General features: G+C 41.1%; 21 protein-coding genes. 4 read left to right on the top strand and 17 right to left on the bottom strand.

Going from position 1 to position 24628, the window contains the following annotated elements:
• The 16 genes from ftsZ to B2906_RS11840 form a co-directional block, all read right to left on the bottom strand.
• Nucleotides 1–1656: a cell division protein FtsZ gene (ftsZ, locus tag B2906_RS11765; RefSeq protein WP_219959499.1), complete on the bottom strand. Its 1656-nt coding sequence runs from the start codon at nt 1654–1656 to the stop codon at nt 1–3.
• A 108-nt stretch (nt 1657–1764) separates the two neighbouring features.
• Entirely contained in the window at nt 1765–3075 is a 1311-nt protein-coding gene (gene ftsA / locus B2906_RS11770; protein ID WP_091651994.1) for a cell division protein FtsA, read from the bottom strand.
• Nucleotides 3076–3085: 10 nt separating this feature from the next.
• A complete protein-coding gene (locus B2906_RS11775) occupies nt 3086–3844 on the bottom strand; it encodes a cell division protein FtsQ/DivIB (protein WP_219957717.1) in 759 nt (252 codons plus the stop codon).
• On the bottom strand, nt 3841–5247 hold the full coding sequence (gene murC, locus B2906_RS11780) for a UDP-N-acetylmuramate--L-alanine ligase (RefSeq protein ID WP_219957716.1): 1407 nt from the start codon (nt 5245–5247) through the stop codon (nt 3841–3843). Before murC ends, B2906_RS11775 begins: the two co-directional genes overlap by 4 nt.
• A complete protein-coding gene (gene murG / locus B2906_RS11785; RefSeq protein WP_370627676.1) occupies nt 5244–6353 on the bottom strand; it encodes an undecaprenyldiphospho-muramoylpentapeptide beta-N-acetylglucosaminyltransferase in 1110 nt (369 codons plus the stop codon). The genes murC and murG overlap by 4 nt, the downstream gene beginning before the upstream one ends.
• Nucleotides 6350–7519 (bottom strand): FtsW/RodA/SpoVE family cell cycle protein, encoded by a 1170-nt coding sequence (locus B2906_RS11790; protein ID WP_091651145.1) that lies wholly within the window; start codon nt 7517–7519, stop codon nt 6350–6352. The genes murG and B2906_RS11790 overlap by 4 nt, the downstream gene beginning before the upstream one ends.
• A complete protein-coding gene (gene murD / locus B2906_RS11795) occupies nt 7516–8868 on the bottom strand; it encodes a UDP-N-acetylmuramoyl-L-alanine--D-glutamate ligase (RefSeq protein WP_219957715.1) in 1353 nt (450 codons plus the stop codon). The genes B2906_RS11790 and murD overlap by 4 nt, the downstream gene beginning before the upstream one ends.
• Before the next feature lie 4 nt (nt 8869–8872).
• Nucleotides 8873–10084 (bottom strand): phospho-N-acetylmuramoyl-pentapeptide-transferase, encoded by a 1212-nt coding sequence (gene mraY, locus B2906_RS11800; protein WP_091651148.1) that lies wholly within the window; start codon nt 10082–10084, stop codon nt 8873–8875.
• A 1-nt stretch (nt 10085) separates the two neighbouring features.
• Complete coding sequence (locus B2906_RS11805; RefSeq protein WP_219957714.1) at nt 10086–11552, bottom strand: UDP-N-acetylmuramoyl-L-alanyl-D-glutamate--2,6-diaminopimelate ligase; 1467 nt, start codon at nt 11550–11552, stop codon at nt 10086–10088.
• Nucleotides 11549–13657 carry a penicillin-binding protein gene (locus B2906_RS11810; RefSeq protein ID WP_219957713.1) on the bottom strand — a complete coding sequence of 703 codons (2109 nt, stop codon included), beginning with the start codon at nt 13655–13657 and terminating at the stop codon, nt 11549–11551. The genes B2906_RS11805 and B2906_RS11810 overlap by 4 nt, the downstream gene beginning before the upstream one ends.
• Entirely contained in the window at nt 13654–14040 is a 387-nt protein-coding gene (locus tag B2906_RS11815; protein ID WP_091651155.1) for an FtsL-like putative cell division protein, read from the bottom strand. Before B2906_RS11815 ends, B2906_RS11810 begins: the two co-directional genes overlap by 4 nt.
• On the bottom strand, nt 14037–14948 hold the full coding sequence (rsmH, locus tag B2906_RS11820; RefSeq protein ID WP_286939796.1) for a 16S rRNA (cytosine(1402)-N(4))-methyltransferase RsmH: 912 nt from the start codon (nt 14946–14948) through the stop codon (nt 14037–14039). The genes B2906_RS11815 and rsmH overlap by 4 nt, the downstream gene beginning before the upstream one ends.
• A gap of 4 nt (nt 14949–14952) precedes the next feature.
• Nucleotides 14953–15387 (bottom strand): division/cell wall cluster transcriptional repressor MraZ, encoded by a 435-nt coding sequence (gene mraZ, locus B2906_RS11825; RefSeq protein WP_286939798.1) that lies wholly within the window; start codon nt 15385–15387, stop codon nt 14953–14955.
• 436 nt (nt 15388–15823) lie between these two features.
• Entirely contained in the window at nt 15824–17821 is a 1998-nt protein-coding gene (locus tag B2906_RS11830; RefSeq protein WP_219957710.1) for a M56 family metallopeptidase, read from the bottom strand.
• Nucleotides 17818–18192 (bottom strand): BlaI/MecI/CopY family transcriptional regulator, encoded by a 375-nt coding sequence (locus B2906_RS11835; protein ID WP_091651166.1) that lies wholly within the window; start codon nt 18190–18192, stop codon nt 17818–17820. The genes B2906_RS11830 and B2906_RS11835 overlap by 4 nt, the downstream gene beginning before the upstream one ends.
• Nucleotides 18193–18302: 110 nt before the next feature.
• On the bottom strand, nt 18303–19103 hold the full coding sequence (locus B2906_RS11840; protein ID WP_219957709.1) for an SDR family NAD(P)-dependent oxidoreductase: 801 nt from the start codon (nt 19101–19103) through the stop codon (nt 18303–18305).
• 110 nt (nt 19104–19213) lie between these two features.
• Between B2906_RS11840 and B2906_RS11845 the strand changes: the two genes are divergently transcribed.
• From B2906_RS11845 to B2906_RS11855, 3 genes are read left to right on the top strand one after another with little or no spacing between them, the layout of a single operon-like run.
• On the top strand, nt 19214–20323 hold the full coding sequence (locus B2906_RS11845) for an alkene reductase (RefSeq protein WP_219957708.1): 1110 nt from the start codon (nt 19214–19216) through the stop codon (nt 20321–20323).
• Nucleotides 20324–20371: 48 nt separating this feature from the next.
• A complete protein-coding gene (locus B2906_RS11850) occupies nt 20372–21130 on the top strand; it encodes an NRDE family protein (protein ID WP_219957707.1) in 759 nt (252 codons plus the stop codon).
• Nucleotides 21131–21135: 5 nt separating this feature from the next.
• Nucleotides 21136–22107 carry a YpdA family putative bacillithiol disulfide reductase gene (locus tag B2906_RS11855; RefSeq protein WP_219957706.1) on the top strand — a complete coding sequence of 324 codons (972 nt, stop codon included), beginning with the start codon at nt 21136–21138 and terminating at the stop codon, nt 22105–22107.
• Between the two features lies 1 nt (nt 22108).
• On the opposite strand, the gene B2906_RS11860 is transcribed toward B2906_RS11855, so the two are convergent.
• Complete coding sequence (locus B2906_RS11860) at nt 22109–23293, bottom strand: hypothetical protein (RefSeq protein ID WP_219957705.1); 1185 nt, start codon at nt 23291–23293, stop codon at nt 22109–22111.
• Nucleotides 23294–23400: 107 nt separating this feature from the next.
• Here B2906_RS11860 and B2906_RS11865 point away from each other — a divergent pair, with 107 nt between their 5' ends.
• Nucleotides 23401–24135: an RluA family pseudouridine synthase gene (locus tag B2906_RS11865; protein ID WP_219957704.1), complete on the top strand. Its 735-nt coding sequence runs from the start codon at nt 23401–23403 to the stop codon at nt 24133–24135.
• Nucleotides 24136–24628: the final 493 nt, after the last annotated feature.

The raw sequence follows: 24628 nt of genomic DNA on the forward strand, positions 1-24628 counted from the left end.
TTAGTCCACATTATCATGCAGAAACCTGTTGTTTCCCAGGATTTCGTTATCATCGTTGACATTGAATTTGCTGATAGTATTCTCTGAACTATGCTCAGGCTCATTCAATGTCACATTTTTTCTCAAATAAGCAGGAACCTCCATTTTTTCTTTCAATTCTTCAGGAGTCGGGTTAAACGAACGGTTTCCTTTTAGCTTCTCAAATCGCTCATGCGCTCTTTGAATAGCTTTTTGCTTCATTTGCTCATAGTAATCATTTGCATAAACCGGCTTGGAAGGCTCTTGATTAGAAGGTAACTCCTGCTCCTTTTTCTCCTCTTCAGGCTCTTCTTCATAAAGATCATGAACGATCTTTTCAGGCTGAGATGGCTTGGATTCAGTAGGCTTACTTTCCTCTCTCTTTGTAAAATCAAATGTAAAGGTTGACTCCTGCTTTTCCTTTTCAGGCATAGGTGTTGGCTCTTTTGGAGCTATCGGTGCCTTTGGAGTAGTAAAAACGAAGGTGCTTCCATTACTGATCGGCTCCTCTTTCACCTTTTCAGATTTTCCGGAATCCAAGTTGATCACCGTCTTTACTTCTTCTGATTCCTCAACTTCAGCAGTAGGCTTTTCGACAATAGGAGCTGGGATCGGAGCTGGGGTAGGAGCCACACTTTTCTCCGGAGTTCTTCTGGCACCTTTCAGTTTATCCATTTCGAAACCAGTTGCGATGACAGTAACCCTGATCGCCTTACCCAATTCCTGATCAATACCCTGACCAAAAATCACTTCAGCATTATCTCCTGCTTTTTCTTGGATGTATTCAGTGATCTCACTCAATTCGTCCATAGAAAGCTCTTCTTCTTCCCCTGACATAATTGACAAAAGGATTTTCTGAGCTCCTTTGATATCTACATTATTCAATAGTGGAGAAGAAATAGCCGCACCAGCTGCTCTGATAGCTCTGCCTTCACCTTCCTCAGTTGAAGATCCCATCACGGCTGCTCCGGCATCTTTCATTACAGTCTTAACATCTTCAAAATCCACGTTTACATCTTGATGAATCGTAATGATTTCAGCGATAGATTTTGCTGCTGTTGTCAGGATGTCATCTGCTTTACCGAATGCGGTTCTGATTGCCAAGTTTCCGTAAATCTCACGAAGCTTGTCATTCAAAATTACCAGGACAGTATCGCAAGTTTCACGCAAGGACTCAATCCCTTCCTGAGCTACCGTCATTTTCTTTTTCCCTTCAAACATGAAAGGAGCAGTCACGATACCTACTGTAAGGATGTTCAGTTCTTTTGCGATTTTGGCAATGATAGGAGCTGCTCCTGTTCCGGTTCCACCTCCCATACCTGCGGTAATAAATACCATTTTGGTATTGTCTGCCAATAGCTCACGGATTTCGTCCTGAGACTCAATCGCTGCATTTTTTCCTTGCTCAGGATTCGCTCCTGCACCAAGGCCTTCAGTTAGGTTTGCACCTAATTGCAATCTTAAAGGAACAGGACTTGACTTTAGAGCCTGCGCATCGGTATTGACTACCACAAACTCTACATCCTTAATTCCCTGACTGTACATGTGGTTTACGGCATTGGAGCCACCACCACCCACGCCAATTACCTTGATAATTGACTTTTGATTCTTTGGAAGATCAAATCTGTAATCTTTCATGTTATCTGACATATTATTTAATTGGTGAATTAGTTATTTTCAATTTGATAGGGTTAGGAAATAGGGAAATAAGCAGCAGGACCGCTTATCTCCCCCCAATCATAAGCCCTAGTAATTACCGTCGTCTCCTATATCATCGTGAATAATGCTCTTGAGCTTATCCCCGATGTTTCGGAAAATATCTTTTGGATTAAAGTCTTTTTTAATTGCTTTAGGCTGAACACCCGCATTAGCCAAGCGCTTGTTATAATTCTCCTCACGATCATCCAAAGCCTTAAAACCTGCTAATACAAGTCCTACTGAAGTGGCAAACATAGGACTCTTCACTTCTTCAATTACTGACTTGCCCAAGTGCTCATTTGGATATCCAATTCTGGTATCCAATCCAGTCATGTATTCGAAAAGCTGAGAGATAAACTGCAATTGAGAACCACCACCAGTGATCACAATTCCTCCAGCCAATTTCTTATAATGGCCGCTCTGCATAATTTCATTTTGGACGATCTCGATGATCTCTTCCATTCGAGCCTGAATAATAGAGGCCAGATTACGGATAGAAATTTCTTTTGGAGGTCTATTTCTCAAGCCTGGGATAGACACAATTTCATTTGGATTCGCCTCTTCTGCGATCGCTTTTCCAAATCGTGTTTTTAATAGTTCTGCCTGATTGTGCATCACCATACAGCCCTCTTTGATATCCTTAGTAATAATGTTTCCACCTAAAGGAATCACCGCTGTATGACGGATAATATTTTCGTAGAAAATGGCAATATCTGTAGTTCCACCACCGATGTCCACTAAGCAAACACCAGCCTCTTTCTCTTCATCACTCAAGACTGAAAGTGAGCTCGCCAATGGCTCAAGAATTAACTGCTTGGAAGTTAAATCCGCTCTCCTTACACATCGGTTGATATTATTGATAGCTGTAGTCTGGGCAGTGATGATGTGAAAATCTGCTTCCAGTCTTGTTCCGGACATACCCACCGGATCCTTTATTCCACCTTCATAATCTACCGTATAATCCTGAGGCATGACGTGAATAATTCTATTTCCCGGAGGAACCAGAATATTCTCCATTTCTGAAGAAAGCCTGCGCACATCTTCTATGGTAATTTCATCCTCTGTAGGCGGACGCATGATGCTTCCACTTTGAATTTTGCTCTGAATATGTTGTCCGGCAATTCCCACGATTACCTCGCCGATTTCAACATCAGCCATTTCAGAAGCTTCTTCTACAGCTTTTTGGATCGCATGAACAGTCTTGTCAATATTGGTGACGACACCCCGATCTACCCCATCTGACACAGCCTTGCCCATGCCTAGGACTTCGAGTTTTCCATATTCATTCTTGCGACCCACAATGGCACAAATTTTCGTTGTACCTATGTCGAGTCCGACGATTAGTTTTTCGTTTTCCATATCCAAGCTATTATTCACAAACAATTTGATCCTTAAATTTTACACTCACCCTGCTATAGGTATCCCAGCCTTTTCTGGGTAATATTTCTTTGTAGAAAATCTTAATTCTGTCAAACTTATCCTGAAGATTGAAAGCATCTCCAAATTCAATGATCTGACTTCCTACTTGTTGATACATTCTGATATCTGTTGGAGAATTGACTTCCAACTCAGTGATTTGTGCGGACCAGAATTTGTCTGCCGCTATATACCAGATTAGATCCATCAACTCAGGCATTTCAGAATTGACATCTCCTTTATTCATCAATTTTTCAGCATGCTTGCCCTCCAAAATCAACACTCTACTGGTGTAAGTTGGAGAAGTTGGAATAATCAGGCCTTCCACCGTGATGTAGCCATCTGCTGCCGTAGGTCTTGCTATTCTTGCAATGGGCTGATGTTGCTGAATTTCCAGATTTAAAATTCCCTTTTGTCCAATCGTAGCTTGCACAGATTTCACAAATGGATGTCCTTCTATCCTTTTTTCAATTTCCTTCAATGGAACCTCTTCTATCATCATGCCCACCTTCAGCTCCGGAAAAGACTCACTGATAATTTGTCGTATTTCAGATTCTTCCACGAAATACAATCCACTGACTCCCCCTATTTTGACTTCACTTCCTTGGAAGGTCTTGTATAGACTTTGCTTTTCCACAAAACCTATGAATCCTACCAGCACTAAGCTGAGTAGAATAAATACCAATGATTTCCTCAGTCCTGTATTTTTCATGATTCAGAACTATTTAAGCGTGAACGGGTCCAATTCGCAATTTCAGGCACTAAACGATCTATATCTCCAGCACCTAATGTTACCAGCACTTCAGGATTGGTTGATCTCAAATATGCTGTCAAATCAGTCTTCGCTAAAACTTGCTTTTTCTGGGACTGAATACCTTCTAAAAGCATTTCAGAATTAACTCCTTCAATTGGCAACTCTCTGGCAGGATAGATATCCAGTAAAATCACTTCGTCTGCGAGTGATAGGCTTTCTGAAAATCCAGGAGCAAAATCTCGGGTTCTTGTGTATAGATGAGGTTGAAAAACCACGGTCACCTTTTTTCCCGGGAACATGGCAATCACCGAGCTCAAACAAGCTCTGATTTCCTCCGGATGGTGCGCATAATCATCTATAAATACCAAGCCTCCTTCATTGACATGTATTTCAAATCTTCTCTTCACGCCTTTGAATGAGCTGATTCCTTTTCGAACCTGCTCTTCAGTAACCTGATGATCCAGACATACGGCAATGGCTGCCAACGCATTTTCCACATTATGAAAGCCAGGAATAAATAATTCCAGCCCTTTTATTTCTTTGTCACCGTCGACATAATCAAAGACAAATGAGCCTGGCATTGCTTTGATATTTTCTGCTCGGATTCCTTCTGATCTCAGCCCATAAAATCTGGTTTTTTCTAAAGGAAGTGAGTCTTCTCCCAACCTATAAGCCGCATTGATTTGTATGTATAGCTTCCCTTTCTTATCCAGCAATCCTACAAACTGTCGGAATCCATCCAGGATGGTGGCCTCATCACCGTAAATATCCAAGTGATCTGGATCAGCACTGGTAATTACCGCCTCATTAGGGTGCAATCTCAAAAATGACCTATCAAACTCATCGGCCTCAACTACCATGATTGGCTCACCCTTTTGATCATTCAGAATCAGATTGCTTTGATAATTCTGAGTAATCCCTCCTAAGAATGCTGCCACTGGTTTTCCTGCTGTTTTCAACATATGAGCAATCAAAGAGGAAGTTGTGGTCTTACCATGAGTACCGGCTACTGCGATACTTCTATGGGATGAAGTCAATACTCCCAATACCTCGGATCTCTTTTTCATCTCATAACCCTGAGAGGTAAAAAACTCCAATAAGGAAGAGTTCTTAGGAATCGCCGGAGTCCAGATCACCAAAACCTTGGATTTATCAGCTAATATATTTTCAGGAATATGCTGGTCAGAGTCCACAAAGGATATAGCAATCCCCTCTTTGACCAATTCCTCAGTCAAAGGAGAGGGGGTTTTATCATAACCCGCTACAAAATAGCCTTCATGCTGAAACCAGCGGGCCAAGGCACTCATGCCTATGCCGCCAATTCCGAGGAAGTAGACGCTATTTTTTCCCTTGAAACTCATGCGATCAGTTGTTCCATTTCATTGACAATAGTTTCAGCTGCGAAGGGCTTGGCTAACTTTTTTATATTTTCTCCTAAGGATTTGACCATCTCAGGATTCCCTAAGACTTCATCTGTTTTCTTTTTCAATTGACCGACTGCCTCCCTGTCTTTCAGCATCACCGCTGCATTATTAATGACAAAGGCCATGGCATTTTTCGTTTGGTGATCTTCAGCCACATTAGGAGAAGGGATGAAAATCACAGGTTTTCCAACCAATGAAAGTTCGGATACCGACAAGGCTCCAGCTCTCGAGATGATTAGATCTGCAGCGGCATAGGCCAAGTCCATTTCTCTAATGAATTCTCTCAAATGGATATTTTTCAGTTGAGCCTTCTCTGTTGCTGCCAACATATCCTTGAAATAGAATTTGCCGGATTGCCACAGGACCTGATATCCATCTTGGTCAAAGGCTTTCATGTCCTCCAGCATTCCCAGATTTAAAGTTCTCGCTCCAAGAGACCCACCTAGTACCAGGACAGTTTTCAAGTCTGATTTCAAACCAAAATGAGCCAAGGCTTTTTCCCTTTTGCCTGCTAGATTTAAAATATCCTTTCGAACAGGATTGCCGGAATAGACAATTTTTTCTTCCGGAAAAAACTGTCCCATATCAGGATAAGCCACGCAGATTTTTTGTGCTCTTTTCGCCAATATTTTATTGGTAAGGCCAGCGTATGAATTCTGCTCTTGAACCAGAGTTGGAATTTTTTTGCTTTGGGCTGCATACAACACAGGTCCGCTGGCATATCCTCCTACACCTACCACTACTTGTGGCTTAAATTCTTTGACAATTCCAAAAGCTTTGGATAGGCTTTTCAGTAATTTGAAAGGGAACTTCAAATTGGATAAGCTCAAGCTTCTCTGAAGTCCAGCCACCGGAAGCCCTACAATCCTATAGCCTGCTTCAGGAATTTTCTGCATTTCCATTTTACCTAATGCACCCACAAAAAGCACCTCACTGTCCGGATGTCTTTCCACCCAGGCATTAGCAATAGCGATGGCCGGATAGATATGTCCTCCGGTTCCTCCTCCACTAATGAGTATGCGATATGTTTTTGTAGTTTCTATGATAAGGCAGTTTTAAGTTTTGGTCGGTTCATCGCAGAACCTGTCTGAATTTCATCCTGATGATCCCCTCTCGATACGCTGAGAATAATACCCAAGGAAATCCCTGTAAATACCAATGAAGTACCCCCCATGCTCAATAAAGGAAGGGGTAAACCCGTAATCGGCCCCAAGCCTACAGCGACCGCCATATTGACTAAAGCCTGAATCACCAAAGCAAAGCTCAAACCAGCAGATAGCAGACCTCCAAAGGCCTTATTGGAGTTCGAGACGATTCTCATGCCTCGATAGAGTAAAGCGAGATAGAGGAACAATACAGAAACGCCTCCTACCAATCCGTATTCCTCGATAATGATGGCGTAGATAAAATCTGAATATGGGTGTGGAAGAGAATTTCTCTGCTCAGAATTTCCTGGCCCTTTACCTGTTACTCCGCCAGTTGCAATAGCGATATAGGATTGCTCAGCTTGGAAAGGCACTTCACTTTCATCCATGAAAGCCTCAATCCTAGCCACGAAAGTATCACCTCTTTGACCTAGAAATACTGCTGAAGTCAAGCCCAAAATCCCCACCATTATCACTATGAGCAGGTACTTCACTGGAACTCTTCCGATAAACATGATCAACAGACAGGTTGCCAAAAGCAAAATTGCAGTAGACATATTAGCCAAGGCTATCAGCAAACAGATTAGGCCTATAGCAATAATGATAGGAAGGAAGGTGCTTTTGAAATCTTTGATGTTATTCTGACGCTTGGCAAGCATAGCCGCCAAAGCAGCAATCAGAGCCAATTTTGCCAAATCAGAAGGTTGGAATGCCTGATTAATCACCGGAATGGTCAACCATCTATTGGCTTCATTGATATTAGATCCAAATAAATAAGTGATTAGCAATAATGGCATGGATAAATACATGGCCAAACGAGCATACAAGGCATAGTTCTTATAAGGAACCTTATGGGCTAACCACATCACTAAAAGTGATACAAAAACAAGCGTTGAGTGTCTGATAAGATACAATTCAGTATTGCCTCCAGCATATTTATAGGCAAGAGAACCAGTAGCAGAGTACACTACCAGGATACTGAAAAGAGAAAGCAATATCACGATGCCCCAGATTATTGGGTCACCTCTGAAATGCTCATCTATCCATGTCTTAAACTGACTCATGCGCTTTCTTTTTCATTTAATTTCTGAACCGCCTGTCTGAATTGATTACCGCGATCCTCGTAATTTTTGAATAAGTCAAAACTGGCACAGGCAGGAGAAAGGAGAACTATATCCCCGCTTTCGCCTAATTCCAAACCCCAGCTCACAGCTTCTTTGATATCCTCAGTCTCCCGAATACTTGGAATAGTATTTTGAAAAGCCTTTTTCAACTTTTCATTGTCCTTACCCAAGCAGATCAAAGTCTTTACTTTTCCTTCCACTAATGGAAGCAGTACTGAATAATCATTCCCTTTATCCACTCCCCCAGCAATCCAGATCAAAGGATTTTGAAAGCTTCCTAAAGCATAATATGTGGCTTCCACATTGGTCCCTTTGCTGTCATTGATAAACTGCACTCCTTCAATCTTTCCAACAGGCTCCATTCTATGAGGAGCATTCTGAAATGTCTTCAAACCTTTGATTAAATCCTCCTGACTTACTCCAGCTATGGTGGCAGCAGTGCATGCAAAAAGTGCATTGAGAATATTATGCTTTCCTTTAATTGGAAGAATCTCTGTGGGAATAGTGTATGAGCGGCCTTTCACTTTAAGCTCCAAGTTTTCTTTGGCCAAGAAAGCTCCCATTTCAGGCTCGCTCTCGAGAGAAACTGGAATGTGCAAAGCCTTGATTTTTTTGGAAGCTACTCCTTGCTTACTTAGCTTATCTTCTTGATAGAAAACAGCAAAATCCTCCGTTTTCATATTTTTGAAAAGCCGCATTTTAGAAGCGATGTATTTATTCACATCATAATCGTACCTGTCCAAATGATCAGGAGTGATATTGGTCAACATGGCTACTTTAGGCCGGATGCTAAGCATTCCATCGATCTGAAAGCTACTGCATTCCAGTACCCACCATTCATGATCTCTTTCTACCAATTGTCCAGCCCAACTTTTACCAACATTTCCCGCAAGACCAACATCCAATCCAGCAGACCTCATCAAGTGATAAGTGAGCAAGGTTGTAGTGGTTTTCCCATTGGTTCCAGTGATGGCAATTACTTTTCCTTGAGTGAAATGATGCGCAAATTCCAATTCATCAATCACTGCAATTCCTTCGGAAGTAGCCTTTTGAATCAATGGCGTTTTCTCAGAAATACCCGGGCTTTTTATCAGTAAATCACAATGAAGAATTCTCTCTTCACTATGTGTGTTTTCCTCAAATTCTATCTCGTGGGATTCTAGTGTAGCTTTTCTTTCCGCAGAAATAGGCCCTGCATCACTTACAAAAACAGCATAGCCTACCAGCTTGGCTAGCATCGCTGCTCCCAAACCGCTTTCTCCTGCTCCTATGATGGCTACGCGTTTCATTAACTTATCTTAATTTTAAAGTTGCCAAAGTGATGACTGCCAACAAGATTCCCACAATCCAAAAACGGGTTACAATTTTGGCTTCTGGAATACTTTTCTTTTGATAATGATGATGTAAAGGAGACATTAAGAAAATGCGTCTTCCTTCTCCATATTTTCTCTTTGTGTATTTGAAATAGCTGACTTGAATCATTACGCTCAGATTCTCCACTAGAAAAATCCCGCACATAATAGGAATCAGAAGTTCCTTTCTGAGTGTCAATGCCAAAACTGCAATCACTCCACCCAGCATCAGCGAACCCGTATCCCCCATAAAAACCTGAGCTGGATAAGCATTGTACCAAAGGAAACCAACACAAGCTCCTATAAAAGCTGAGGCGAAAATCACCAACTCCCCTGAGTTAGGGATGTACATGATATTCAGGTATTGGGAAAAAATCGCATTACCACTTAAATAGGCAAAAATTGCAATCGTTAAACCAATTATGGCCGAAGTCCCTGCTGCCAGACCATCTATTCCATCGGTAATATTAGCGCCATTGGACACAGCAGTGATAATGAATATCACTACTAAAATGTATAAAACCGGAGTCATGGACTCACCCAAGAATCCTAAGATTGATTCATAGTTTAATTCATTGTTCTTGACAAACGGAATGGTTGTTTTTGCAATTTTAATATCCTGATAAGCAGGGGTCTCTACAATTCCTTCTTCAATAGAAACAGGATTTTGAAACTCCCTGATTACCACATCTTCATGGAAGTAAAGCGTAGCTCCAACGATGATTCCTATCCCTATCTGACCTATGATTTTAAATCTTCCGGCTAGTCCTTCTTTGTTTTTCCTAAATACTTTGATGTAATCATCCAAAAAGCCAATTCCTCCCAGCCACACAGTTGTGATAAGAAGAAGGAGGATGTAAATATTGTCTAAGTCACCAAATAATAGAGTTGGGATTAAAATCGCTGCTATCATCATCAGCCCTCCCATTGTTGGAGTCCCTTTCTTTTGAGTTTGTCCCTCAAGACCTAAATCCCTGACGGTTTCGCCGATCTGCTTATTTCTAATCCAGGCAATGATTTTATGCCCAAAGGTGATGGTAATAATCAATGAAAGAACTGCCGCCATCCCAGCACGGAAGGAGATATAGCGAAACACCCCTGCTCCAGGAATGTCCAAAACCTTATCTAAATAATCAAAAATGGGATATAGCATCTTAGTTTTGTTTCAGTTCATTTAAGATTTCACTTACCACCTCTTTATCATCAAAATGGTGCTTCACACCTTGAATTTCCTGGTAATCCTCATGTCCTTTCCCAGCAATCAGAATAATATCGCCTGACTTGGATAGCATACAAGCCGTCCGGATAGCTTCTCTTCTGTCTGTGATGGTCAAAGTTTTTCGTAGATCAGTGGGACCAATTCCCGCTTGCATATCTTTCAGAATCGCCTCTGGCTCTTCAAATCGGGGATTATCCGAAGTCAAAATCACTTTATCACTCTCCTGAACAGCAATTTTTGCCATCACAGGTCTTTTGGTTGTGTCACGGTTGCCTCCACAGCCTACCACAGTGATCAACTGCTCACCTCCGCCTCTCACTCCATTGATGGTTTTGAGTACATTTTCCAAAGCATCCGGAGTATGCGCATAGTCTACAATCGCTGTAATTCCCGCTATGGAAATCTGATCAAACCTGCCTTTGGCTCCCTTAATGGCGGACAATGAAGTCATCACTTCATCCTCATCCTCTCCTAGTAATACAGCTGTTCCAAGTACACCCAAAAGGTTATAAGCATTGAAAGCCCCAATCAATCGGAACCAAACCTGTTTCCCATTGATGTCTAATTCCAGGCCTTCCAGCGTGTTGGAAATGATTTTTGCCTTGAAATCAGCATCAGACTTCAAAGCAAAAGTTTGATGCGTTGCTTTGCAGTTTTGAAGCATCACCATACCTCTTTTATCGTCGCTGTTGACAAGTGCAAAAGCATCCTTTGGCAAATCATCGAAAAGCTTTTTCTTGGCTTTGATGTATTCGTCAAAGGTTTTATGGTAATCCAAATGATCGTGGCTGATATTGGTAAATACTGCACCAATTAGCTTCAGCCCTGCAATTCTTTCCTGAACAATAGCATGAGAGCTGGCTTCCATAAAGCAATGGGTACAACCGGCATTAGCCATTTTGCGAAGCAAAGCCTGCACACTAACCGCATCCGGTGTGGTATGTGTAGCAGGAATAACGTCCTCGTTGATCTTATTTTCAACAGTGGATAATAAGCCAGTGCTATATCCCATTGAAATAAATAGCTGATGCAAAAGGGTTGCCGTGGTGGTTTTCCCATTAGTTCCGGTAATCGCAACTACCTTAATCTGGTGAGAAGGATTGTCATAAAAATTAGAGGCCATGATCCCCAGAGCTTTCGCAGAATTCTGAACTTGAACCCAGGTAATTCCCTCTGAAAGATTTTCCGGAAGATTTTCACAAACAATGACCTTTACCCCTTTTTCAAGAGCAGCATTGATGTACTCATGTCCATCTACTTGAGTTCCGGCAATAGCTACAAAGGCCGAACCTGAACTTACTTTTCTACTATCAAAGACAATATCCTTAACCTTCACTTCCATATCTCCGGTAGTGGCGATCAATGATACTTTATATAATATGTCTTTTAGCACTTTCTTCATCCCAACACCAGATTTATGGTTGTATTCGGTAGAAGCTTGGTTCCTGGTTCTAGAGATTGCTCTTGTACCAAGCCTTTTCCGCTGTAATTCACTTTCAAGCCCTTGTTTTCCAAAATGAAAAGGGCATCCCTCAAGGACAGACCTGAAACATCAGGGACCATTGCCTTTTCGGTATCATTAATTTTCCAGCCTACTCTATTATCCTGAGCGACTACTTTTACCCAATCATCAGCCTGAACAGCATTGGCTTTTACTCCCAATTGCTCCAAGATCTGATGCACTTCCTCTGCTTTTCCTGCTTTTACAAATGGCAAAGTGGAAGTGGAGGCTTCGGCACGTAATATTTGAGAAGGTCCCGTTGGATTCAACTCTATATCCAAAGCATAAATCCTGTCTGCTATTTCTTTAAAAACCGGTGCTGAAACATCTCCCCCGTAAGCTGCAAATCCATTTGGGCTATCGATTACTACAATCATGGAGTACTTTGGCTTTTCTGCCGGGAAATATCCTGCAAAGCTGGTGTAGTATTTCTGGGTATAGCGACCGTTGATTAATTTCTGAGCGGTACCCGTCTTACCTGCTATTTTGTAATCGGCATTGGAAATATTCTTAGCTGTTCCGTTTTCCACTACTCCCTGCAAAAGCTCTTGCAGTTGCTTGATGGTTTTTTCAGATGCAATTCTTTTCCGAAGCACTTCCGGCTGATATTCTTTTTCAATTCTATTTCCTTTGATCACTGCCTGCACGATATAAGGCTTGACCATTTCGCCACCATTCGCCACCGCATTATATAAAGCAAGCGTATGAAGAGGGTTAAGCTTTATCTCATATCCGATAGAAATCCAAGGAAGAGAAGTTCCGTACCACTGTTTGCTGCCAGGCTTTTTAAAAAAAGGCTTGCCTTCCCCAGCCAACTGGAAACCAAAAGGCTGATTGATTCCAACCTTTTCCACATAGGATAAAAATTTGGAAGGACTGGATCCAAAGTGCATATCCACTAATTTGGAGATAGCCACATTAGAAGATTTCTCAAAAGCCTCACGAATAGTGATAGTGCCAAATCCTCCATTTTTTGCATCTCGCATGGTTCGGTCATAAAATCTATGAGCACCATTTCCAGTCTCTATAGATTGATTCAAGCTCACTTTATTTTCTTCCAAAAGTGCCAGCATGGAAAGTAGCTTGAAAGTAGATCCCGGCTCGGTATTGCCTTGATCTCCTATGGCGAAGTTGTAGTTTTCTCCGTAGCCCTTGCCGTTTTTGTTTCTTTGAAGATTGGCAATTGCTTTGATTTGCCCGGTTTTCACTTCCATGACAATCACGGATCCAAAAGCTGCTTCCCTTTCTATAAGTTGCTTTAGCAAAGCAGTTTCGGCCACATCCTGAATATTGACATCCAAAGTGGTAATCACATCATATCCATCTTCAGGCTTGATATCTTCTGCGTCAAAAACAGGCTTCCAACTGCCACCAGCTAACCGCTGAAACAATGCTTTTCCGTCCTGGCCTTTCAAATACTCATTGAAGCTATATTCGATTCCAGCCCCGTATTCATTTTCATTCAAAAAGCCGACAGTTCTGCTGGCCAACTCATTGAATGGTCTGTATCGCTTTTCTACTTTTTCAAACAAAACGCCGCCGCCTAATCGCCCATCACGGAAAATCGGCCAGTTGGACATTTTTTGCATATCCTGATACCCTATCTGCTTTCGATTCAAGACCAGATATCTTTTATTGTCCCTACGGGCATCCGTGATCATGCGCTTATATGCAGTTGCAGATCTGTCTTTATAAAAAGCTGAAAGCATTTTGGCCAAAGAATCGATTCCCGCATTATAGCGGTCTGACTTGGCAATTGTCGGATCCATAGCAACTCTATAAAAAGGAAGGCTAGTAGCCAAAAGACTGCCATCGCCGGCGTAGATATTACCTCTTGTTGCCGGTACTTCTCTGTATTGAAAATTGATAGTCTCTGCCTTTTCTCTCCATTTATCTCCTTCCTCAAACTGAATTTTGGCAATACGAAGCGGTATCGCTGCTGTCGCAAGCGCAATCAGGATGAAAACCACCCTCACTCTTAGCACTATGGATCGCTTGATATTCACTTCTTGACTTCTATTTTGATAGGAGGTTGTTCTAATTCAATTATACCTTGAGACTCTACTTTTTTAGCCAGCTCTGATTGCATGGAACTGAGCATGTATTCCGCCTCAAGCGTTGTGACATCTGCTCTCAGATCCTCTACTTCCTGCTGTGCTTTTTCTATTTTTCGGACCATATTTTCAGCCCGGTGATTACTCCATATATATATAAGTGCCAGCATCACAATAAATCCTACAGGAGGAACCAGCTGTACCGGAACTCCCTCTCCAAGAATTTTTGTCACATCCAGCTTTTCCTCTATCCAGGAGAAAATAGTCTTTCCTGAGCCGGATGACTTCGGCTTATTTCCAGACTTCAACTTCTTTCTAAAGGTGTTCTGACTCATTTTCCTGTCTTTTTAGCTACCCTGAGCTTCGCACTTCTAGCTCTTGGATTAGCTGCTATTTCCTTTTCATCAGCTACTACTGCTCCTCTACTCACAGGCTCCAAAGGCCTCATGGGATTTCCATAAAAGTCCTTTTCCAACTCACCCTGAAATTTTCCCTTTTGGATCAGGTTTTTAACTAACCTATCCTCCAGGCTGTGGTAACTCATCACCACCAATCGACCCTCCGGCTTCAATAGCTCAACCGCGCTCATCAGCATCTCTTCCAAGGCCCCCATCTCATCATTCACTTCAATTCTCAAAGCCTGAAATACCTGAGCGAAATATTTGAATTCCTTTCCTCGAGGCGCATATTTTTTGAGAAAAGCCGTGAAGCCTTCCGTCGTTTCAAATGCTTGCTGTGCTCTTTCAGCTACTACTGCCTGAGCAAGCGTTTTTGCATTTTTCACCTCTCCGTAGATTCCGAAAATCTTATGCAGCTTACTTTCTTCATAAGTATTCAGCACTTCTTTGGCAGACAGTGGCGCTGACTGATTCATCCTCATATCCAAGTCACCTTTGAATCGGGTAGAAAAACCACGACTAGGTTCATCGATTTGATGAGAAGAGATTCCGAGGTCAGCGAGGATTCCATCTACTTTCTTCACCCCATATAGGCGAAGGTATTTTTTGATATCTCTGAAGTTGGCCTGAACGAAAGTAAACTTAGGGTCAGCCGGAATATTCGCTTCAGCATCCTGATCTTGATCGAAACCATACAAATGACCTTTGTCCAATTGCTTGAGAATTTCTCTGGAATGACCACCGCCTCCAAAAGTCACATCTACATAGATGCCGTTGGGGTCAATAGCCAAGCCTTCAGTGCATTGGGCGAGCATCACTGGAATATGGTACACAGACTCAGTCATAGCTTCAGGAGAGATACTTTTCCATCAGGCTGGACAAGTCCGCCGGATCTTCGATGATATTATTCAGATAATTTTGTGGATTCCAGATTTCAATCCTGCTACCCATCCCTACGACTACCACATCTTTCTCTAATCCAGCATAGGTTTGGTAAAGCTTGGGGATCAAAAGTCTACCGGCACTATCCAGTTCCACTTCCACACTTGTGATGAAAAATGTCCTTTGAAGCTTACGCTGCTCAGGATTGTTGATGGATAATGCTTTGATCTGGTTCTCCAATTTTTTGAACTCGACCATTGGATAAAGTGCAAGACATTTGTCTTCAGCCATGCGAAGCATGAGCGTAGTACCGTTAGCCTCCGGAATCGCCCCTTTAATCTTGGAGGGCAAGACCAGACGACCTTTCGGATCCAGCTTACATTCATATTGACTGTTGAACATTTCTTCTTAGCGCTTTAAGACGAGTTTGTAGTAAAGACAAAAGTAATAAAATGCTTTTCACATTCTACCACTTTCTCCCACTTTTTCCCACTTTAACTTAAAAGTAGCCAAAAGTTTGATCCAAGCCAATATTTATCAAAAAATTTATCAGATTTTTTTACTGGTATTCAGCGCTTTAAGGATGATTTCATGATGTTCAAAAAACCCTCAAAATGAGCCAAAATCGAACATTTTTGAACAGAATAAGTAATCAACACCCAAGATCTTGTCAGTTTTAGTAAAAAAAGTGGGGCATTTTCCCATAAAAATTCATGCCAATCAGATTTTTAAAGACTCCTTTAAGAAAAAATATATTTTTCCTTTAGGCAAAAAAAATAGACTCCACAAAAAAACCCGGTCAGTCAACCGGGCCTTTTTAGATTATCAACACACAATTTTATTTTTTGGAATCTTCCTTAGTTTTTTTGAATTCAGCTTCGATAGCCTTTCTAAACTCCTCCATTTTCTTGGCATTTTCTTTCTGCCATTCTTCCATTTTTCTTTGAAACTCCTCGATTTTGGGTTGTTGAGATTTCTCCCATTCTTTCATCTTGGCTTCAAACTCCTTGAGCTTTGGCTCTTGTTCCTTTTCCCAAGCTTTCATTTTTTCCTCCCAAGCTTTTACCCTCGGTTCATTTTCTTTTTCCCAAGCTTTCATTTGTTGCTCAAACTCCTTCATTCTTGGCTCCTGAGACTTTTGCCATTCCTCCATTTTCTTTTGCCATTCTTTGAGCTTAGGTTCAAACTCCTTCATTGATTCCTCTGCTTTTTTAGCCCAAAGCTCAGCCTTTGCTTCCCATTCTTTTACCCACTTTTCTCTCTCTTCTCCGGACATTTCTGAGGTATCAGACAAGTGCATTGGAGGCATCGGAGGCATATTAAACCCTTTCAAAGGCATGTTGGGCATAGGCGGCATGCTCTCCATGATTTCCATGTCGAATACCATAGGAGGCATCATCTCTTTAGGAAATTCAGGAACAGCCATTACCATAAAGTTTTCTGAGAATTCAGGGGCTACCATCATGTCAAGCTTAGGAGCTGGACTTAAGGAAGGTCCATTTTTGAATATCATGGATGTCTTCCCTTTCATAATAATAGTGTCCCCATTTGAAATCAAAGTATCCCCTTTAATTTGATACCGGAAACTATTAGATCCCTGGCCTTTCAGAATAAAAGTATTACCTTCTGACTCCCAAATCATAGGCTCTTCACCTTCGACTTTTATTACTTTTTTGGTTTCCTCCTTTTTACTGGTATCTGCCTTTGTCCAAGTAGGCTTAAGCTCACTTTTTGGGATGAAATCACCCAAATCCGGGTTTTCTAGATACACATTTGGTTCTTCTCTTTCTGTGTTTAGCGGAGAATCCTGCTGGGCACTTGCCATCAGTCCCGCACTTAATAATAGGGTTAGTAGCATGGGTAGTGAAATAATAGGGTTTTGTGGATAAATCTGGGCTGGAAATCCCATCATTCTTTTAATTCTATGAAGGGTTGGATTCCTTCTTTTACTGGCTGTCATAGCCAATTCCGGTGCGTTTTGTTGTTTAAAATTTAATACTTCGGCCAAACTATAAGCGAGTTCCTTGGGCTCCACCCCCGTCGACACTGCCAAATCATCGGCTGCATTTTCTCTCAGTTCTTTAACAGTCTGATTCATCCACCAGAAACATGGATGGTAAAAAAAGAATACCTCCATCATAGACTGCATCAAGTTGGTGAGGTAATCATACCTTTTGATATGGGCCAGTTCGTGTGCAATAATTGCCTCCAACTGGCTTGGACTAAGATGAAATATTAATCCAGCAGGTATCAGAATCATAGGCTTGAAAATCCCAAAGGTCAACGGAGAAAGGCTATTTTGGGTGATCCTTAAACTCACATTTCTATTGATCCCCAATCTTTTTCTCACTTTTTCAACAGCAGCAAGCAGGGTATAATCCTCAGTGTTAATACTAGTTTTTCTTAATCTCCTAATCTCCGAAAGACTGGTAAAAAGTCTCATCAAGAAGAGTATAGAACCAAAAAACCAAAAGTTGACGAATAAGGGAATTTGGGACTCTATCCATAAAATAGACGACTCGATCCAAGAAAGATTAGACTCTGCAATTCCTCCTGATAGTTGAAAAAAGATCAGTTCTGAGCTGGTAGTTAGCTTACTTCCAATTGCTGGGAGAACGGAAAACTCGTACCAAAGTGTAGCGAATGTAACTATCAAACTCATGCCTAAGGCAGCCACTGCAAATTTGTATTTGAATTCCGGGGATTTCTTGGAAAATAGCTTCAAGGCTATCCATAGAAAAGCGCTAATTAATATCAGCTGCCAGATGGAATGGACCAAGGTCCAGCCCAAGGCCTGCAGGAGATTTTCCGGAATCCAATCATTCAATAGATTCATGATTTTTTATTTTCAAGTTGGTCTAAAAAGTTTCGGATCTCATTCAATTCTTCTTGGGAAGGGTTTTCTTCTCCCAATGCCTGAATCACCAAGGATTTGCTCGAGCCCCCAAAAGCGGTGCTCATCAAATTTTTCAAAAGTGATTTTTGCGTTTCTTTTTGATTGGTCAAAGGACTATAGATATGAGTTCTACTTTGCTCATTTCGAGAAAGCATTCCTTTCGCATGCATGATCTGCATAATCTTTAAAGTGGTAGTATACCCAGTATCTTTGGTCTCCGCCAACTTTTCATGTACCTGTCGTACACTTGCTTCTCCCATCTTCCAAAGGATAGATAAGATCTCCAATTCTGCTTCTGTTGGTTTATTCATGTGAGTCTATACGATTGTCTTCGTACAAAGTTTACGAAAAGTGTCGTATTATCAAAAAAAGTACGATAAGAATCGTATTAAAATCTGTTAAAAAATTTACCTTCAATACATTATTTTAGTCTAGACAAGGCCTTTTCACCTTTTCTCTCCAGACCAGCCCGAAAAAATTCACCCAATCCCGGCCAAGTTCCGGCTATTTTGGCCAGCAATCCTCTTCGTTCCGGAATACAAATCATCCGTTTTGGCTTTTTTATTAATTGGACGATAGCCTCGCGAACATCAACAGGAGTCAGTACTTTTTCCGGACCGCTGAAGCTCAAAACTGATTCTTTCGGATAATTTAGTTGCGTTTCCAGCATGGGGGTTCGGACTAAATCAGGACAGACAACTGAAACTTCGACACCATACTCTTCCAATTCTGCCGCCACAGCAAGTGAAAAACCTCGAATCGCAAATTTGGAAGCTGTATATAATGAAAGCCCTGCAACAGGTGCTATTCCTGCCAGAGAGGAAATATTGATAATATGCCCAAACTCCTGATTTTTCATTTCCCTCGCAATCAGAGTAGTGCCTAAGATGCTACCTTTTGTATTGATATCTAAGTGATAGCCAATGTCGCTGATTTTATAATTCAGCAAAAATCCAGGCTGGATTACACCTGCACAATTAATAAGGTGAGATATGGGAGTGAATCGTCCTTTCGCAAGATCAATAGCTTTGTTCCAAGTGTCTTCTTGAGTGATATCTGCTGCGATCAAACTGATTTGTTCATTTTCCTGAAAAGACTCTTTCAAAGTTTTTTCATCGGTATCAATCAAAATCAGATTAGTGGAAAGCTTGGCAAAATAACTCGCCAGCTCCAAACCGATACCACTTGCAGCACCGGTAATTATCAGTAAGGTAGGGTTCATTGTTGGGGTGATCAGGCTTTTAAGATAATCAATTTTTTGAATCGTGAACTTTCATTAAGACTAGTTAGTTGTATAGACATTCAATTTTAGAACTAAACCAATTATTCTTTATGAGTACTAAGCAAGCACTTTTACAACCTGTAGAGGTTGGAGGCATGAAACTTTCCAATAGAGTTTGGATGGCTCCAATGACCAGAAGTAGAGCTAACAATGAGGAGAATGCTCCTTTTGATATTCATGTAAAATACTACGAACAAAGAGCTTCCTCTGGATTAATTATCACTGAAGGTTCCCAAATCTCTAAAAAAGCGGTGGGATATGTTAATACCCCGGGTATTCACTCCAAAGCGCAAGTGGAAGGTTGGAAAAAAGTAACCGAGGCAGTTCATGCCAAAGGAGGTCATATTTTCATCCAGTTATGGCACGTAGGAAGAATTTCTCACCCTGATTTTCATAATGGGGAATTACCACATGCCCCATCTGCGATCAACCCTAACTCCAAGTCTTATACTCCAGAGGGATTCAAGGAGACTGTCACTCCAAAGGAAATGACTTTGGAAGATATCAAACAAACTATCCAAGATTTTAAAAATGGAGCAAAGAATGCCATGGAGGCAGGCTTTGATGGAGTAGAAATCCACTCTTCCAACGGCTATTTGCTTCACCAATTTTTCAACAACTCTTCCAACCAGCGAACTGATGAGTATGGTGGAAGCATAGAAAACAGGGCAAAAATTCTATTTGAGGTCATTGACGCCATTAAGGAAGTGATGCCTGAAAACAGAATTGGTGTAAGACTGAACCCTTCCTTGCATGGAGCTTTTGGAATGGAGGCAGATGAAGAGACAATTCCAACATTTGATTACATAGTCAATAGGCTAAACGATTACAACTTATCGTATCTACACCTATCAGAGCCTTTCACCGATGTATCAGAGATCTCTTATTTGGAGTCAAACATCGCAAAGCGATACAGACCGATATATAAGGGTACTTTGGTGATCAATAATAATTTTGATCAAGAAAGTGGAAATAAAGTGATTGAGGAAGGATTAGCCGATGCTGTGGCATTTGGTAAACCATTTATTTCTAATCCTGACTTGCCTGAGAGATTTGCGGAAGGTGCGCCTTTGCAGGACTGGGATCAGGACACATTTTACACTCCCGGAGAGAAAGGTTACACAGATTATCCAAGCTTGAAAGAGTCAAAAGTTGGTTAATTCACCTAGAGAGGCCGGTTTATCCGGCCTTTCGCTTTATATTTAAATATGTGTTTGGTAGCATTCTCCTGGCAAAATCATAGCGAATATCCCTTGGTAATCTCAGCCAATCGGGATGAGTTTTTTGAAAGACCCACAGCCCCTTTGCAACTCTGGGAAAGTGACTTTATTGCTGGAAAAGATCTGAGAGGTGGAGGTACGTGGATGGGGTTTCATTTAAACGGCCGTTGGTCTTTTTTGACGAATTATCGGGATTTCAGGAAAATGGGCTATGGGGAAATTTCAAGAGGAAAACTGGTACAAGATTTCCTGGAAGACAGCATTTCTCCCAAAGATTATTTGAAAGAAATCGAAAAGGAAAAAAATCGTTATGAGGGATTCAATCTCTTGGTTTCGGACGGAAAAGAGCTTTTCTACTTTAGTAATTTTGGGAATGGAATCCAAGAAGTCGAACCCGGAATTCATGGATTGAGTAATGGCTTGCTCAATGACCCTTGGCCCAAAACTGAGTTGGCAAAAAAGCAACTGAAGGAAACCCTCGAACAGGATCCAAGCAACAGCAAGCTCCTTCAAATCCTAAAGTCCAAGCAAACTTATGCTTTGGAGAAATTACCTGATACAGGAGCTCCCAAAGACTTAGAAATTGCTTTGTCAGCACAACTTATCAGAGCTAACGGCAATTACGGAACTCGCTCTGCAAGTTCGGTTTTATGGAACAAAAACAACCTTATTTCCATTCAAGAAAGGACTTTCGATTGGGACGAGAGTAAATTCAAGGATGCTTCAGCACAAATTCAGACCTATTAAAGTATATGAATAAAATTTTTGATGTAATTATAGTTGGGGGAGGCCCCATTGGATTAGCCTGTGGGGTGGAAGCCCAGAAGCATGACTTAGACTATTTGATTTTGGAAAAAGGAGCTCTGACGAACTCCATTTATAATTATCCGATCAATATGCGCTTTTTTTCTACTTCCGACCGATTGGAAATGGCAGGTATCCCTTTTATGTCGGTAGAAAATAAGCCTACCCGAACTGAAGCCTTGGAATATTACAGGAGGATATTTTTTCACTTCAAACTCAATGTCAATTTGTATGAGGGGGTAGAAAAATTGGAAAGACCTGGAGACCATTTCCAGATCACTACTTCCAAGGGAATTTACCAAACCCGGAAAATCGTATTGGCCACAGGTTTTTATGATTTGCCAAATCTGATGAATGTTCCCGGTGAGGAATTGCCCAAAGTGATGCACTATTATAAGGAGCCATGGCCTTTCATAGGACAGAAAATACTGGTGGTTGGAGGAGCTAACTCAGCAGTCGATGCCGCTTTGGAAACTTGGAGAAAAGGTGCTGAAGTAAGTATGGTTTTACTTGGTGATGAAGTAGATGACAATGTGAAATATTGGGTGCGCCCAGATATCATGAACCGGATAAAAGAGGGAAGTATTCGTGCATTTACCCGGTCCAAGGTGAAGGAGATCAAAGAAAAAGAAGTCACCATCTCAACTCCTGAGGGAGACGTCACGATTGCCAATGACTTTGTATTGGCGATGACAGGCTATAAACCTAATTTTGCCCTCTTGGATCAGTTAGGAGTGGAATTATCACTGGACGATAAGCGCCAACCCTGCTATGACCAAGCCAATCAAGAGTCAAATGTATCGGGCGTATATTTGGCCGGAGTAGTCTGCGGCGGATTGAATACACGGGAGTTTTTCATCGAAAATTCCATTGTACATGCTGAATCGATTATGGCAGATATCGCGAAAAAATTAAATTGATTTATTCAATTTTCAGAGTGCCCCAGAATACAGTAAACTTTTCTGATTCTTCTCCTGGAATTGGTTTTTTCATCCAGTGGATTTTATCCCCAATAATTTGAAAGCTTTCGTAATGCATTTCTGGAAAATCAACAGAAAATATTTGACCTTTCATATCCATAAACACTGTTTTTCGCCTTGTCTCCTCGATGATTTGAGCGAACGAATCCTTGGTAATCTCCTTATTTTTATATCTGGTATAATTGTCTTTATCTGTAGGCTTGGTACTGTAGCTTAACAAAAACCCTCCTTCTACCTTTTCCAAAGCCTGAATTCTGGCAGGAAATGGCTCGTTCACTTGATCGGTGATCTGAGCCATTTGAATAGAACCTGGCTCCCAGCCTTCATTTTCTTCGAAACCTGGCAGCTCAATTCGTTTAGCGGATTGAAATTTCGGATTTCCATCATTCCATAAATAGGTATAAAGAATAGGTTCATTTTGAAAAATTACAAAAAGCTTATTTGCAGATTCATCTACAACGAAGTTTGGTCTAAAATCTTCGAAAGGATAAATTTTCCCATTCAGAAATTTGGAACTCTCTGGGAATTGTAAAATAAAACGATGTGCTCCGGTTTCTAGATTTGTTAAGACCAGATTATTTCGATTCTGAAGATAAGCTGGATTATATTCTCGCTCAGCTTCTAATTTATCTAAGGAATATAGAATGAAATTTTCTCCTTCGATATTGACCAAATCGGTGTTTCGAAAAAGATTAAACGGGCCTCCAAAACTCCATTGATTGGCGACTGGACTTGCTCCATTGATCAATTCTCCATCTTTTGTAAAAACTCTTAAACCCTGATTAATATCAATTAAAACAAGTTCACCTGAATTTGTAAGATTTAGATTCTTTGTAGCCATCGAAAAGGCTCCCGGTACATCTCCTGTTTTAGTCCACTTATATTCCAGCTTTCCACTTTCCCGATCAAAAACATAAATAGTGGACGCCGGTGCATCACGGAAGATCAAATGCTTCTGATCTCCATCCTGAAATATAAAGGTGCTAGCTAAGATGTCTTTGACAACAGTAGAGTCTTCTGCAACCAAAGAAATAGCTTTCCCATTTATGCTTTGGTTTTCTTTATTGCTTGTTGGTGAACAGCAAAAAATCAAAAAAAGAACTGGAATAAACAGTAGAGATTTCATTATACAATTAAAATTAAAGTGCTAGTATAAAGAGAATCAACTAAAAATCAAGACATGCTTGATAGAAAACCAGAACTAATTACAAATTGCCTACCTTTGTGGAATCTATGAAAAAGAAGCCATTCAACGTTGTCTATGAGGACAACCACCTTTTGATTGTAAATAAAGCTGCGGGAGTTTTAGTGCAAGGAGATAAGACAGGTGACAAAACCCTGACTGATTACTGCAAGGATTATATTGCAGAAAAATACAATAAGCCCGGAGCAGTTTTTTTACATCCCATCCATCGCTTGGACAGACCGGTAAGTGGATTGGTGGCTTTTGCCCGAACCAGCAAAGGTTTGGAACGTATGATGGAGCTTTTTAGAAAAAGAGATATTCATAAAGTCTATTGGGCAATCGTCAAAAAGCGACCAAGAGAAGAGATGGGTAAGCTCACCCATTGGCTTACTAAGGACGAGCAAAAAAATGTGGTCACTGCGCATGAGCGTGAAGTTCCAGGGTCCCAAAAAGCTGAACTGAATTATAAAACTTTAGGCAAACTGAATGATCACTGGCTGATAGAAGTGAGGCCTATCTCAGGGCGTCCTCATCAGATACGTGTTCAATTAGCTTCTTTGGGTTGCCCGATCCGTGGAGATTTGAAGTATGGATTTGCGAAGCCCAACCCTGATGCCAGCATCAACCTTCATGCTTTCAATTTAGTCTTTGTTCACCCAATCAAAAAAGAGAAGCTATACCTCAGAGCCGCTTTACCGGAAAATGAATTCTGGGAGCAGTTTTATGAGTTTGAAGAAGTTAAAGCTAAAGATCAGCATCTGGACAATACGTTCTCTGGTTGATTAATTGGTTAGCAACGATGATGTTTTTTAAGCTCCCGCGAAGAGGCAAAGTTGCAAAGGGATTGAGAGAAAGAAAATTCCATTCCTATTGAATGGAAAAAAGGCGATAAACCTTTTTCTACCCAGCTTAAATCCCTACGGGATTGAGGTTGAATAAAATACTCTTCCACTCTTGGCCACTTTGCGGGAGATTTATTTCGCCGAAGGCGTATTTCCATTAAATCTTCAATAAAATCCCCCTTGCCCCCTTTGTTAAAGTTTAAGTCCTTAAATGGGTTTACGTTTCCAAAGGGGGATTTGACCCGTATCTTGCCGCAGGCATATCTTGAAATATCTTTTTATCTCCCGAGAAGAGGAAAAGATGTAAAGAGATAAAGAGAAAAAAAGTTCCATTCCTACGGAATGAAAAGAAGAAGATAAGCCTTTTACTACCGAGCTCAAATCCCTTCGGGATTGAGGTTGAATAAAATACTCTTCGTCTCTTTGCTACTTT

The sequence above is a fragment of the Algoriphagus sp. UBA3586 genome (assembly GCF_002376385.1).
Lineage (GTDB): Bacteria > Bacteroidota > Bacteroidia > Cytophagales > Cyclobacteriaceae > Algoriphagus > Algoriphagus ornithinivorans.